Origin of the sequence: Nakamurella sp. (assembly GCF_048594475.1) — a bacterium.
Lineage (GTDB): Bacteria > Actinomycetota > Actinomycetes > Mycobacteriales > Nakamurellaceae > Nakamurella.
The window spans coordinates 17955-30549 of sequence record NZ_JBMDXT010000080.1; the positions used below are offsets into that span (position 1 = coordinate 17955).

Sequence of the window (12595 nt, forward strand, 5' to 3'; positions counted from 1 at the left end):
TCAGCTACCGGGAACGGCCAGCCGGACCAGCGCGGTGGTCAGGGCGGCGAGGCCGACGACGACCAGGAACGGCGCCCGCCGCCACACCGCGAAGCCGGCGACGGCCAACCCGGCGGCCCGGGCATCAAGCACGAGCGCCGACCCGGTCGAGAAGGTCTGCACCGCGACCAACGCGGACAGCAGCACGATCGGCAGCAGCGCCGAGATGCGGTGCACGCGCGGCCGCTGCAGGACCGACTCCGGCACCGAGACACCGGCCAGCTTGAGCAGGTAGCAACCCAGGCAGCCCACCAGCACGCCGATCCAGAGCATCATCGGCCCTCCTCGGGTCCCGGCGGCGGGTCGACCTCGGCCACGACCTCGTCCACACCGGTGGGCCTCGCACCGGCCCGACCGGGCCGGCCGGGCAGGAACCCGGCCGCGATCCCGACGCCGGCCGCGATCAGCACCGGAAAGCCGATGGGCACGAACGGCACGGTCAGCACCGCGACCAGCGCCGCCACCAGCGCGATCGCCCAGGCTTCCCGGCCGCGCAGCCGCGGGGCGAGCAGGGCCAGGAACGCCGCCGGGGCCGCAGCGTCCAGCCCCAGGGCCCGGGGGTCGGCCAGCCAGGCCGCGCCGACCACTCCGACGAGCGTGCCCAGGTTCCACAGCGCGAACACGCCCAGCCCGGTGGCGTAGAAGCCGAGCCGGGCGGCGCGCGGCGAGTCGCGCCCGATGGACATCGCGGTGGACTCGTCGATGATCAACTGGGCGGCCGCGAAGCGGCGCCAGCCGCGCAGTTGCAGCACCTCGGTCAGCCGCAGCCCGTACAGCGCGTTCCGGACGCCGAGCATGACGGCGGTTGCCGCCCCGGCCAGCGGCGCCCCGCCTCCGGCGACCACGCCGATCAGCCCGAACTGGCTGCCGCCGGTGAACATCAGCAGGGACAGGGCCATGGTCTGGGCGAGGTCGAAGCCGCCGGCGAGGGCGATCGCCCCGAACGAGATGCCGTACGCGCCGGTGGCGATCGACACGCCGGCCGCGTCCCGCAGCACCGCCGCGCGGGTCAACGGCCAGGACCCGTCGCCGCTCACCGGGCCGGTCAGGGGATCAGGTCGGGCAACAGCGCGGGGGAGCGCTTGCGGCGCAGCCACACGCGGCGGGTGCCGTCCGGGAACTTCAGCACCCGGGCCAGCTCCCAGCCGGCGAACTCGGCCCGGATCGCGAGCATCGACGCGGCCGCCGAGCGGGACACCCGGGCATCGATGCGCAGGGGCTGGTACTCGAAATCGTCACTGGGCGCCCAGCGCGGCCGGTGGGCGGCGGGCGGCGCCCCAGCGGGCTCACCGTCCCCGGTGGCCGCCTCCGCGCCGGCAGTGGAGTCGAACATCGGACCATCATGCCGGGTCGAGCAGGCTCGTCTGGGCCGGTGGGGTCGGCGCCGGCGCCAGTTCCTCGCGCAGCAGTCCGGTCAACCGGGTGCGCCGGGGGATCGATCCGACGTCCCGCACGCCCCGGGCCACGGCGGGCCCGGCCGCATGCACGATCGACAGGTGGCGGCGGGCCCGGGTCAGCGCCGTGTAGACCAGCGGCCGGGAGAGCATGGCGCCGGCCCCCGGCGGCAGGACCGCGACGACCGCGTCCCATTCCGACCCCTGGGCCCGGTGCACCGTGATCGCCCACCCGTGCAGCAGGTCGCCCAGCGCCTTGCCACTGATGTCCGCCTCGCCGCCGCTGAAGGCCACCCGCAGGCTGTTGTCACCGCAGGTCAGGACGGTGCCCACCTCGCCGTTGGCGTACCCGGTCGGTTCGGCGTCCAGATGGTTGGCGGTCGCCACGACGCGGTCCCCGGCGTCGAACCCGCGGACGGTGCCCGTCCCGGGGTTGAGCTTGGCCTTGAGTGCCCGGTTGAGCGCCTGGGTGCCGGCCGGCCCGCGATGCACCGGCGTGACCACCTGGATCTGCTCGCCCTCGCAGGCGAACACCCGGGGGATGGAGTCGGTGACGACCTGGACCACCCGGTGCGCCGCCTCCTCGCTGCCCCGCGCCCCGACCAGGACGACCTCGTGCGTCGGGTCGGCGACCGCCGGCAGCTCACCGGCCCGCACCGCGGTGGCCAGCCGGGCGATCGAGCCGCCCTCGTCCTGCCGGTACAGCCGGGTCAGTTCGGTGACCGGCAGCGCACCGCTGTCGATCAGGTCGCCCAGCACTCGACCCGGCCCGATGGAGGGCAGCTGGGCGGGGTCGCCGACGATCACCAGGTGCACCCCGTCGGCGATTGCGGCGATCAGCGCGGCGCCGAGTTCGACGTCCAGCATGGAGGTCTCGTCGACGACGACGACCTTGGCCTCGATCGGGTTGTCGGCGTCCCGGTCGAACAGGTAGCGGGTGGAGCCCTGCTCGGGTGGCCGGGCCTCGAGCAGCCGGTGCACGGTCGAGGCCGCGCTGCCGGCCAGCTCCTCCAGCCGTTTCGCGGCGCGACCGGTCGGTGCGGCCAGCGCGATCGACGCACCGACCTCGGAGCACAGCGTGACGATCGCCTCGACGGTGCGGCTCTTGCCGGTGCCGGGGCCCCCCGTGAGCAGGCTGACGCCGTGCCGGGCCGCCATGGCGACGGCACCGGCCTGGACATCGTCGAGGTCCTTCGCGGCCCGTTTCACCGCACGGTCCCCGGCCAGGGTCTGCGCGGTGCGCATCAACCGGGCCAGCCCGGCGGCGATCGCCGTCTCCGCGTCGGCCAGGTCCGTGCGGGCCAGCCACCGGTCCGGGCTGCCGTCGGGCGCGGGCACGGACACCACCTGATCGGAGAGCAGGGCGGCGCCGATCGCCGGCTCGGGGTCGACACCGAACGGGCGGATCCCCTGGGCGACCAGCGCCGCCGGGGACGCGGTGTGCCCGTCACGGGCGTACCGGCCCAGGGTCCACTGCACCAGCGCGCGGCCGCGGCGGGGGTCGTCGCGGCGTACGTCGGGATGAAGCTCGCGGGCCAACCGGTCGGCCTGGGCGACGGTCGCGTCGGGCAGCGCGGCCAGCAGCCGCCAGGGGTCCTCCCGCAGCACCGTCGGAGCGTCCCCGCCGAGTGCCTCGGACAACCGGGTCGCCCAGCGGGCCGGAATCTCCACCGGGACCAGGAGTTCGGCGATGTCGTACAGCTGCCCGGCACCGATGAACCCGGTCAGCAGGCGACTGGCCCGCCGGTCGGTCATCCGCGGCAGCCCGGCCAGGTTGGGCGCCGTCACGTCCGCCGGCGAGCGGATGCCGGCCGCCTCGAACTGCTTGACCAGCGCCGGCCCGACGCCCGGCCACAGGCCGGCGGCGCAGAATTCGGCGAACACGTCGGGCACGCCCGGCAGGCTACCCGCCCGCGGGCCGCCGACCGACCGTCCGTCCCTTGCGGCCCGCGTCCGGCGGGCCTAGGCCTCGGCGCTGACGTCGTCCTGGGCGCTGCGGATCTCGGCCGGAAACTCGACGGGCTCGGCGCCGAGCGAGGCGAGCAACTGGGTGCGGTCGCGGGCTCCGATGACCACGGACGTCACCTCCGGCCGGCCGAGCACCCAGGCACAGGCGACGGCCAGCGGCGAGGTGCCCAGGCCGTCGGCCGCGGTCACCACCGCCTCCACCACACGGGACGCCTGCTCGGTGCGGTGCCGCCCGACGTACCGGGTGAAGTGGGGGGACGCCCCGCGGGAATCGGCCGGGGTGCCGTGCCGGTACTTGCCGGTCAGCACGCCTCGGCCGAGCGGGGCCCAGGCGAGGAAGCCCAGTCCGTGCGCGGCCAGCGCCGGGTGCAGCGTGCTCTCGCCGGACCGGTCGAGCAGCGAGTACTCGGCCTGCGCGCTGACCAGGGTCACCGGGCCGCCGGCCCGGAGCCACGCGGCCAGGGTCGCGGCCTGCCAACCCGTCATGCCGGACACCCCGATGTACCGGCACCGGCCCGAGGACACCGCCAGCGACAGGGCCGAGCAGGTTTCCTCGAACGGCACCGCGGCGTCGAAGCCGTGCACCTGCCACAGGTCGACGTGGTCGGTGCCCAACCGGGCGAGCGACCCGTCCAGCGCGGCCAGCAGGGACCCGCGGCCGCCGCCGGCCCCGACGGTGGTGGTCGACAGCACGACCGAGGCCCGCGGGACGACGGAGGGCACGAGGGTGCCGACGATGGTCTCGGCCGCCCCGTCGCCGTACACGTTCGCGGTGTCCAGCAGGGTGCCGCCGGCCTCGACGAACGCCTCCAGCGCGGCCGCGGCCGCGTCGGCGTCGGTGTCCCGGCCCCAGGTCATCGTGCCCAGCGCCAACCGGGAGACCTGCAGGCCGCTGCGCCCGAGGTAGCGCATGTCCATGACCTCAATCTATCGACACCCTCGGGTTGGCGGGGGCGCGGGTGCCCGGCCGGTACCGTGACGAGGCGGCGCCGGACCCGGCGCGGCAGCAGACACGGCACGCGGACGGAGCCGGCGACGGGCCGGCCGATCGTCGGATCAAGGGGTATCGGCACCAGTGGGACGAAGACTGCGCATCGGCCTGAACCTGGGCTACGCCACCACCGCGGAGGAGATCGCCGACAACCTGGCGCTGGCCGTGGCCGCGGACTCGCTGGGCTTCGACTGCGTCTGGGCGGCGGAGGCCTACGGATCGGACGCGGCCACCGTGCTGTCCGCGGTCGCCGCCCGCACCCATCGCATCGGCATCGGTTCGGCCGTCCTGCAGATCCCGGGCCGGAGCCCGGCGATGACGGCGATGACCGCGGCCACCCTCGACGCCATCTCGCAGGGCCGGTTCCATCTCGGCCTGGGAGTGTCGGGCCCGCAGGTCTCCGAGGGGTGGCACGGGGTGCGGTTCGCCTACCCGATCGGCCGCACCGAGGAGTACGTGCAGATCGTCCGGCAGGCGATCGCCCGCCGCCGGGTCACCGCCGGCGGGGAGCACTTCACGCTGCCGCTGCCCGGCGGGGAGGGCAAGTCGCTGGTGCTGGCGCTGCAGCCGGTCCGCCCGCGGATCCCGATCTACCTGGCGGCCATCGGACCGAAGAACCTGGACCTGACCGGTCGCATCGCCGACGGGTGGCTGGGCATCTTCTTCGACCCGGACACCGCCGGCGGGTCGATCACCCGGATCGCCGACGCCGCCCGGGCCGCCGGCCGGGACCCGGCCGACATCGACATCTGCGTCACCGTGCCCACCGCCGTGGACGACGACCCGGAACGCGCCGCCGACCGGGCCCGCGGGCACGCCGCCCTCTACATCGGCGGCATGGGCTCGCCGAAGACGAACTTCTATCACCGCACCGCCACCGCGATGGGCTTCGGCGGGCAGGCCGACGAGGTGCAGCAGCGCTTCCTCGGCCGGGACTACCCGGGTGCGGCCGCGGCCGTGCCGTACGAGTTCCTGGACCGCACCGGGCTGTTCGGCAACGAGGAACGGATCGCCGGCCGGCTGGAGCGGCTCGCCGCGGCCGGGGTCACCTCCGTCGCCGTCAGCTGCTTCGACCCCGATCTGGACGGCAAGATCGCCACCCTGAGCACCGTGGCGGCTGCGGCCGCCCGCGTGGGAGACACCCGATGACCCTGATCCAGGCGATCATCCTCGGCATCGTCGAGGGCCTCACCGAGTTCCTGCCGGTCTCCTCGACCGGTCACCAGACCATCGTCGCTGGCCTCATGGGCCTGCCGATCGACGACCCCTCGATCACCGCCTTCATCGCGGTGATCCAGGTCGGCGCGATCCTGGCCCTGGTGCTGTACCTGCGGAGCGACATCATTCGGTTGCTCCGCGCGTGGTTCCGCGGGCTGTTCAACGCCGAGAACCGCACCGACCCCAGCTACCGCGAGGCCTGGCTGGTCATCATCGGGTCGCTGCCGATCGCCATCGTCGGGCTGCTCGCCAAGGATCTGATCGAGGGCCCGCTGCGCTCGCTGTGGGTGGTCGCGATCGCCCTGATCGCGTGGGGCTTCGTCATGCTGGTCGCCGAGGCGCTGGCCAAGCAGAACCGGCACGAGAAGGACATCGGCCTCAAGGACGCGCTGATCATCGGCGGCACCCAGGCCCTGGCCCTGATCCCCGGTGTCTCCCGCTCCGGGGCGACGATCTCGGCCGGCCTGCTGCTGGGCATCGACCGAGTCACCGCCGCCCGCTTCGGCTTCCTCCTCGGGATCCCGGCGCTGGCGGGAGCCGCCGTGCTGGAGATCCCGGCCGCGGTCAAGACCGGCGGGGTCGGCATCGGGCTGACCCTGGTCGGCACCGCCGTCAGCTTCGTCGTCGCCTACGTCACCGTCGCCTGGATGCTGCGGTTCGTCGGCCGGCACAGCATCCGGGTGTTCGTCTGGTACCGGTTCGCCCTGGCCGCCGTGCTGATCGTCATGCTCACCACCGGCTTCATGACGGCGACCGGGGTGCGCACGTGACCGACCCGGCGAGCGGCGACCGGCCCGGACCGGCCGCCGACAAGGGCCCTGAGGCGGCCGCGGCGCCGGCTGGGGGAACGGCCGCAGGGACCGCGCCGGGACCGGCCGCCGAACCGGCCCCGCCGGTGGTCACGGTGCTGCTCGTCCGGCACGGACGGTCCACCTCCAACGCGGCCGGCACGCTGGCCGGCCGCACCCCCGGGGTCGACCTGGACGACCACGGCCGGACGCAGGCGGCGGCCCTGGCCGGGCGCCTCTCCGGCATCCCGATCCACCGGCTGGTGTGCTCGCCGATGGACCGCTGCCGGCAGACCGTCGCCCCGCTGGCCGCCGCGCTCGGGCTCGAGGTGGAGACCGACGACCGGCTGCTCGAGGTCGACTACGGCAGCTGGTCCGGCCGGGAGCTCAAGGCGTTGCTGCACGAGCCGCTCTGGCGGGTGGTGCAGGCCCACCCGAGCGCGGCGGTGTTCCCCGACGGCGAGGGGCTGGCCGAGATGTCCGCCCGCGCGGTGGACGGCATCCGGGCGATCCGGCGGGCCGCGACCGCCGACACCACGGTGCTGGTCTGCTCCCACGGCGACGTGATCAAGGCGATCCTGGCCGATGCGCTGGGGCTGCACCTGGACTCGTTCCAGCGGATCGTGGTCGCCCCGGCGTCGGTCTCCGTCGTCCGGTACACCCCGCTGCGCCCGTTCGTCGAACGCGTCAACGACACCGGGGATCCCATCCTGGCCCCACCGCCGGCCCGGCCGGCCCCGGCCGATCCGGCCGCCGAGAGCGGCGCCGGGAACTCCGCCGGGGCCGCCGGTGCGGCGGGGGAGCAGCCGGGCGGGCCGTCCGGCGACGGCGCCGCCCACCCGTCCGCGGACCACTCCTCCGACGCCGTCCCCGGCGGCGTGACCCGCTAGTGACCCACTGATCCGAACGACGACTAAGCTCGGGACCGTCATGCCGCGCCAGATTCATGTCTTCCGCTCACCCGAACGGTTCCTTGCCGGGACCATCGGGCAACCCGGCGAACGCGAGTTCTTCCTGCAGGTCGTCGACGGGCGCCGAGTGCTGTCCGTTTCCTGCGAGAAACAGCAGGTCGCCGTGCTGGCCGACCGGCTGGGTTCGCTGATCACCGAGGTCGCCCGCCGGTTCGGCGCGCAGGCCGACCCGATCGGCCCCGCCGAGACCGACCTGACCCTGACCACCCCGGTGGACGCCGAGTTCCGGGTGGGCACCATGGGGCTGGCCTGGGACGGCGAGGGCTCGCAGGTGATCGTCGAGCTGCTCGCGCTGTCCGAGGAGGAGGTCGGGGAGGACATCGTCCTCGAGGACCGCGAGGCCGGCCCCGACGCGCTGCGGGTGTTCCTGTCGCTGGGCGCCGCGCGGGACTTCGCCAAGCATGCCGAACAGGTCGTCGCCGCCGGCCGGCCGCCGTGCCCGCTGTGCAGCAACCCGCTCGACCCCGATGGGCACATCTGCCCGCGGCTCAACGGCTACCACCGCGGGGCCCTTGCCTGAGAAGGACCCGCCGGCGGACGTCATCGGCGACGTCCTGCGGCAGGGGGAGATCACGGTCACCGGACGGCTGTCCGACGCGTCCAACCTGACCCTGCTGGGCACCGCCGTCCTGGACGGCGAGACGGTCGAGTGCATCTACAAGCCGGTCCGCGGTGAGCGACCGCTCTGGGATTTCCCGGACGGCACCCTGGCCGAGCGGGAACTGGCCGCCTACCTGGTCTCGGTCGCGGCCGGCTGGGACTGCGTGCCCCTGACGATCATCCGCGACGGCCCGTACGGACCGGGGATGGTCCAGCGTTGGATCGCCGACTGCGACCCCGACCTGATGGTCGACCTGGTTCCGGTCCGCAAGGTGCCCAAGGGCTGGCTGCCGGTGATGCGCGCGGTCGACGTGACCGGCCACGACGTCGCCGTGGTGCACGCCGACGACCCGGCCCTGGCCGTGCTGGCCGGGTTCGACGTCACCGTCAACAACGCCGACCGCAAGGGCTCGCACGTCCTGCCGACGCCCGACGGGCGGATCTTCGGCGTCGACCACGGCCTGTGCTTCCACCAGGACGACAAGCTGCGGACGATCCTGTGGGGCTGGGCCGGCACGCCGCTGCCCGACGCCGTGCTCGACGGCCTCGCCCGCCTCTACCGCGAGCTGGACGGCGTGCTCGGTGCCCAGCTGGACGAGCTCATCACCGTGGCCGAGATCGCCGCCTTGCGGCACCGGATCGAGCGCCTGGCCACCACCCGCACCTACCCCAAGCCGCCCGGTCACCGCACCCCGATCCCGTGGCCGCCGCTGTGACCCGCCCGACCCGCCGGGCGGCGCCATGGGCGTCCTGACCAACCTGGGCCGCACCGCCACCCGGGCGGTCGGCGGGCTGACCCTGGACGCGGCCAACGGGGTGCTCTCGGCCGCCGACACCGTGCGCGCGGCCGTCACCGGGCAGGAGCTCGGCCCGGCCACCCTGCGCGTGCACGTGGTCATCCTGTCCGACGAGCAGGGCCGCCCCCTGTGCTCCCCGGGCGCCGTGCAGCCGGCGCTGTGGACGGCCGACCAGGTGCTGCGCGAGCAGGCCGACATCCGCCTGCGGGTCGCCCGGATCCAGGTGATCGACGAGCCCGCCCCGCCGCGCGCGCTGGACCCGCGGGCCAACAAACGGCTGCTGCTGGACGACGTGCTCGGCCGCACCGAGTTCTACCGCCGGCACCAGGCGCCGTCCGGCATCGGCAGCCCGGATCCCGGTAGCTGGGTGGTCGGCACCCCGATCACCGTGGTCGTGGTCCGCGAGATCGCCGGCCGCACCACCGGCTGCTCGCTGGGCATGAGCGCGGACTGGGTGATCGTCCAGGCCTCGCTGTTCGACCGGACGAACTCCGGCACCTACGACGAGACCGTGCTGGTGCACGAGCTCGGCCACGCGCTCAACCTGCCGCACCTGCGCGACCGGCGGAACCTGATGTACCCGGAATCGTCCCCGCCGGACGGCATCCGCGGCACCCACCTGCGGGCCTGGCAGGAGGCGCTCCTGCACGCCAACCGCCACGTCGTGCCCGGGGTCGCCGGCCCGGGGTGAACGCCGGGCCGCGGCTGAGCAGCAATTAGGGTGGTGCGGTGCAATCGTGGCCGTCTCCCCCCATCCCCGGCATTCCTGGAGCGGGCCGCCAGCTGCGGCTCTACGACTCGGCGACGGGGGAGGTGCGGCCCACGGACCCGGGCCCGACCGCGACGATGTACGTCTGCGGCATCACCCCGTACGACGCCACCCACCTGGGCCACGCGGCCACGTACCTCACGTTCGACCTGGTGCATCGGATGTGGCTGGACGCCGGCCACCAAGTGCACTACGTGCAGAACATCACCGACGTGGACGACCCGCTGCTGGAGCGGGCCAACCGGGACGGCGTGTACTGGGGCAAGCTCGCCGAGCGGGAGATCGGGCTGTTCCGGGACGACATGACCGCCCTGCGGGTCATCCCACCGGCCGATTACATCGGCGCGGTCGAGGCGGTGGACGAGATCGCCGTCGCCGTCCGGCAGTTGATCGACGCCGGCGCCGCCTACCGGGTGCCCGACGAGCAGTATCCCGACGTCTACTTCGACGTCACCACGTCCGGTCATTTCGGCTACGAGTCGCGCTACGACGAGGCGACGATGCTGCACCTGTCCGCCGAACGCGGCGGCGACCCGGAGCGGCCGGGCAAGCGGCACCCGCTGGACCCCCTGCTGTGGCGGATGGCCCGGCCGGACGAGCCGTCCTGGGACTCCCCGATGGGACCGGGCCGGCCCGGCTGGCACATCGAGTGCGCCGTCATCGCGGCGAACCGGCTGGGGCCCGTCATCGACCTGCAGGGCGGCGGCAGCGATCTGATCTTCCCGCACCATGAGTGCTCGGCCGCGCACGCCGAGGTGCTCTCGGGCAAACGTCCGTTCGCCCGGCACTACACGCACGCCGGCATGATCGGCCTGGACGGGGAGAAGATGTCCAAGTCCAGGGGCAACCTGGTGTTCGTGTCCCGGTTGCTGCACCAGGGCGTCGACCCGATGGCCATGCGGCTGGGCCTGCTCGCCGGGCACTACCGGCAGGACCGCGCGTGGTCCGACGAGGTGCTGGTCGCCGCGGAGGAGCGGCTGAGCCGGTGGCGCGCGGCGGCCGGCCGCGCGGGCGCGGACGCCGACGGGGTGGTCGAGGCGATGCGCGAGCGGCTGGCCGACGATCTGGACACCCCGGCCGTGATGGCCGCGCTGGACGCCTGGGCGGCCGACGACCGGCTGGCGGGGCCGGCGGTGGCCGCCGCGGCCGACGCGCTGCTGGGCGTCCGGCTGATCTGATCCGTCAGATCTCCAGCAGGGCGTGCTGCCCGGCCAGCCCGATCGCGCCGAGCAGTTCCGAGCGCAGGCCGAGCGCGGCCAGCTTGACCTCGACGGCGGTCGCGATGGCCGGCTGGGCGTAGCGGTTGATCGACTCGCGGACACCGTCGGCCAGGGCCTCACCGGCCGTGCCGAGCTCGCCGCCGAGCACGATCAGACCGGGGTTGAGGCAGTTGCTCAGGTCGGCCAGGACCCGCCCCAGGGTGCGCCCGGCCTCGGCGATGAACCGGCCGATGACCGGGTGCAGGGCGACCTCGGCGAGCGGGAAGATCTCGTCTCGCCCGGCCGGCAGGCCGATCTCGCGCATCAGCTGGCGGACCAGGGTGCTGGAGACCACCGTCTCCAGGCATCCGCGGTTGCCGCACCGGCACCAGGCCCCCTGCTCGCCCAGCCGGGTGTGGCCGATCTCGCCGGCCGCGCCGGCGGCACCCCGGTAGACCGAGCCGCCGAGCACGAGACCGGCCCCGATGCCCTCGGATGCCTTGACGTAGATGAAGTCTCGGGCGCCCTTGGCCACCCCGAAGCGCAGCTCGCCGGCCGCGCCCAGGTCCGCGTCGTTGCCGATGACGACCGGCCGGCCCAGCCGGTCGGCCAGCTCACGGGCCGGGTCGAGGCCGACCCAGCCGCTGAGCACCGACGCCTGGTGGATGCGGCTGGTCTTGATGTCCAGCGGGGCGGGCACGCCGGCGGCCACCGCACGGATCTCGCCCAGGCTCAGGCCGGTCTGGCCCAGCAGCCGATGCACCATGCCGGCGGCGACGTCGAGGGCGGCGGCCGCCTCGCTGTCGACGTTGACCGCGGCGTGCTCCTCGGCCCGGATCTGCCCGTCCACCTGGGCCACCGCGACGGTGACCCGCTCGTGGTCGAAATCGATGCCCACGACGTGACCGTCGCCGCCGGTGGCCACCAGCAGGGCCGACGGCCGGCCCCGGCCGACGCCCCGACCGCCCGACAGCACGTCCTCGGCGATCAGCCGCTCGTTCATCAGGTCCTGGACGGCCTCGGCGACCGCGCTCCGGGACAGGCCGGTGATCAGGCTTAAGTCGGCCCGGGTGACACCGTTCTCGCGTCGGATCACCTCAAGCAGTTGCTGTCGGGAGCGCTGCCGGCGGGCTGAGGGCGACTCGGGCGTATTCATCATGGCTAGATTAGCATTTATTCCGGTAAGACGACAGAAGTCTGCTAGGTTAATGCCACCGGCCGGAACTGATTGCGCAGCCTCCAGTGGCTCCGCCGCCGACATCGTTGTCTAATCCGGCCTGGCATCTCTGTGATCGTGCCCACCGTACAACGGGAGGACCAAGCAAAGTGGCTTTCATCGGACGACTACCGGTGCCGACGACCGAGGCCTGGGACTGGCAGGCGCAGGCCTCGTGTCGAGGAATGGCCAGCTCGTTCTTCTTCCATCCCTGGGGGGAGCGGGGCCCGTCCCGGGACCAGCGGGTGCTGCGGGCCAAGGAGGTCTGCGCCTCGTGTCCGGTGATCGACGCGTGCCGCCAGCACGCCCTGGAGGTCCAGGAGCAGTACGGCGTCTGGGGCGGGCTGTCCGAGGAGGAGCGCCTGGTCCTGCTCAACCGCGGCCGGCGCAGCCTGCGGCGCAAGGTCCTGGCCAAGTCCGCCGACCTGCGCGACATGATGGCCAGTGAGCAGTTCGCCGCCCCCGCGGCCGACGCCCGGGTGGGCGCGCCCACCGGCTGACCGCCGACGCCGGTCCCGTTCGCTGATCAAAGCCGCGCCGAGCGGGCCGATCGGTCCCGCCGAACGCGGCTTTGATCAGCGAACCAGCCTGACCGGCGAACCAGCCTGACGGGCGCACCAGCCTGACCGGCGAACCAGCCTGGCC

14 protein-coding genes are annotated in these 12595 nt (G+C 74.0%); 8 read left to right on the forward strand and 6 right to left on the reverse strand.

Annotated elements, in window-relative coordinates:
* From ACOJUF_RS03910 to ACOJUF_RS03930, 5 genes are all read right to left on the reverse strand, one after another.
* Positions 1–315 (reverse strand): AzlD domain-containing protein, encoded by a 315-nt coding sequence (locus ACOJUF_RS03910; RefSeq protein ID WP_420120556.1) that lies wholly within the window; start codon positions 313–315, stop codon positions 1–3.
* Positions 312–1076 carry an AzlC family ABC transporter permease gene (locus ACOJUF_RS03915; protein WP_420120557.1) on the reverse strand — a complete coding sequence of 255 codons (765 nt, stop codon included), beginning with the start codon at positions 1074–1076 and terminating at the stop codon, positions 312–314. Before ACOJUF_RS03915 ends, ACOJUF_RS03910 begins: the two co-directional genes overlap by 4 nt.
* A gap of 8 nt (positions 1077–1084) precedes the next feature.
* A complete protein-coding gene (locus ACOJUF_RS03920; protein ID WP_420120558.1) occupies positions 1085–1372 on the reverse strand; it encodes a DUF5703 family protein in 288 nt (95 codons plus the stop codon).
* A 7-nt stretch (positions 1373–1379) separates the two neighbouring features.
* Positions 1380–3326: an ATP-dependent DNA helicase gene (locus tag ACOJUF_RS03925; protein ID WP_420120559.1), complete on the reverse strand. Its 1947-nt coding sequence runs from the start codon at positions 3324–3326 to the stop codon at positions 1380–1382.
* A gap of 69 nt (positions 3327–3395) precedes the next feature.
* On the reverse strand, positions 3396–4319 hold the full coding sequence (locus tag ACOJUF_RS03930) for an aldo/keto reductase (RefSeq protein ID WP_420120560.1): 924 nt from the start codon (positions 4317–4319) through the stop codon (positions 3396–3398).
* Between the two features lie 169 nt (positions 4320–4488).
* Here ACOJUF_RS03930 and ACOJUF_RS03935 point away from each other — a divergent pair, with 169 nt between their 5' ends.
* The 7 genes from ACOJUF_RS03935 (at position 4489) to mshC (ending at position 10713) form a co-directional block, all read left to right on the forward strand.
* Positions 4489–5541 (forward strand): LLM class F420-dependent oxidoreductase, encoded by a 1053-nt coding sequence (locus ACOJUF_RS03935; protein ID WP_420120583.1) that lies wholly within the window; start codon positions 4489–4491, stop codon positions 5539–5541.
* Positions 5538–6380: an undecaprenyl-diphosphate phosphatase gene (locus tag ACOJUF_RS03940; RefSeq protein WP_420120561.1), complete on the forward strand. Its 843-nt coding sequence runs from the start codon at positions 5538–5540 to the stop codon at positions 6378–6380. The genes ACOJUF_RS03935 and ACOJUF_RS03940 overlap by 4 nt, the downstream gene beginning before the upstream one ends.
* Before the next feature lie 125 nt (positions 6381–6505).
* On the forward strand, positions 6506–7288 hold the full coding sequence (locus ACOJUF_RS03945) for an MSMEG_4193 family putative phosphomutase (protein ID WP_420120584.1): 783 nt from the start codon (positions 6506–6508) through the stop codon (positions 7286–7288).
* A 40-nt stretch (positions 7289–7328) separates the two neighbouring features.
* Positions 7329–7889: a DUF3090 domain-containing protein gene (locus ACOJUF_RS03950; RefSeq protein WP_420120562.1), complete on the forward strand. Its 561-nt coding sequence runs from the start codon at positions 7329–7331 to the stop codon at positions 7887–7889.
* Complete coding sequence (locus ACOJUF_RS03955; protein WP_420120563.1) at positions 7882–8685, forward strand: SCO1664 family protein; 804 nt, start codon at positions 7882–7884, stop codon at positions 8683–8685. Before ACOJUF_RS03950 ends, ACOJUF_RS03955 begins: the two co-directional genes overlap by 8 nt.
* A gap of 25 nt (positions 8686–8710) precedes the next feature.
* Complete coding sequence (locus tag ACOJUF_RS03960) at positions 8711–9457, forward strand: matrixin family metalloprotease (protein ID WP_420120564.1); 747 nt, start codon at positions 8711–8713, stop codon at positions 9455–9457.
* 38 nt (positions 9458–9495) lie between these two features.
* Entirely contained in the window at positions 9496–10713 is a 1218-nt protein-coding gene (gene mshC, locus ACOJUF_RS03965; RefSeq protein WP_420120565.1) for a cysteine--1-D-myo-inosityl 2-amino-2-deoxy-alpha-D-glucopyranoside ligase, read from the forward strand.
* 4 nt (positions 10714–10717) lie between these two features.
* Here mshC and ACOJUF_RS03970 read toward each other — a convergent pair whose 3' ends face one another.
* Complete coding sequence (locus ACOJUF_RS03970; protein ID WP_420120566.1) at positions 10718–11995, reverse strand: ROK family transcriptional regulator; 1278 nt, start codon at positions 11993–11995, stop codon at positions 10718–10720.
* Between the two features lie 89 nt (positions 11996–12084).
* Between ACOJUF_RS03970 and ACOJUF_RS03975 the strand changes: the two genes are divergently transcribed.
* Positions 12085–12450, forward strand: coding sequence for a WhiB family transcriptional regulator (locus ACOJUF_RS03975; protein WP_420120567.1), 366 nt, complete (start codon positions 12085–12087; stop codon positions 12448–12450).
* The last annotated feature ends 145 nt before the right edge of the window (positions 12451–12595 follow it).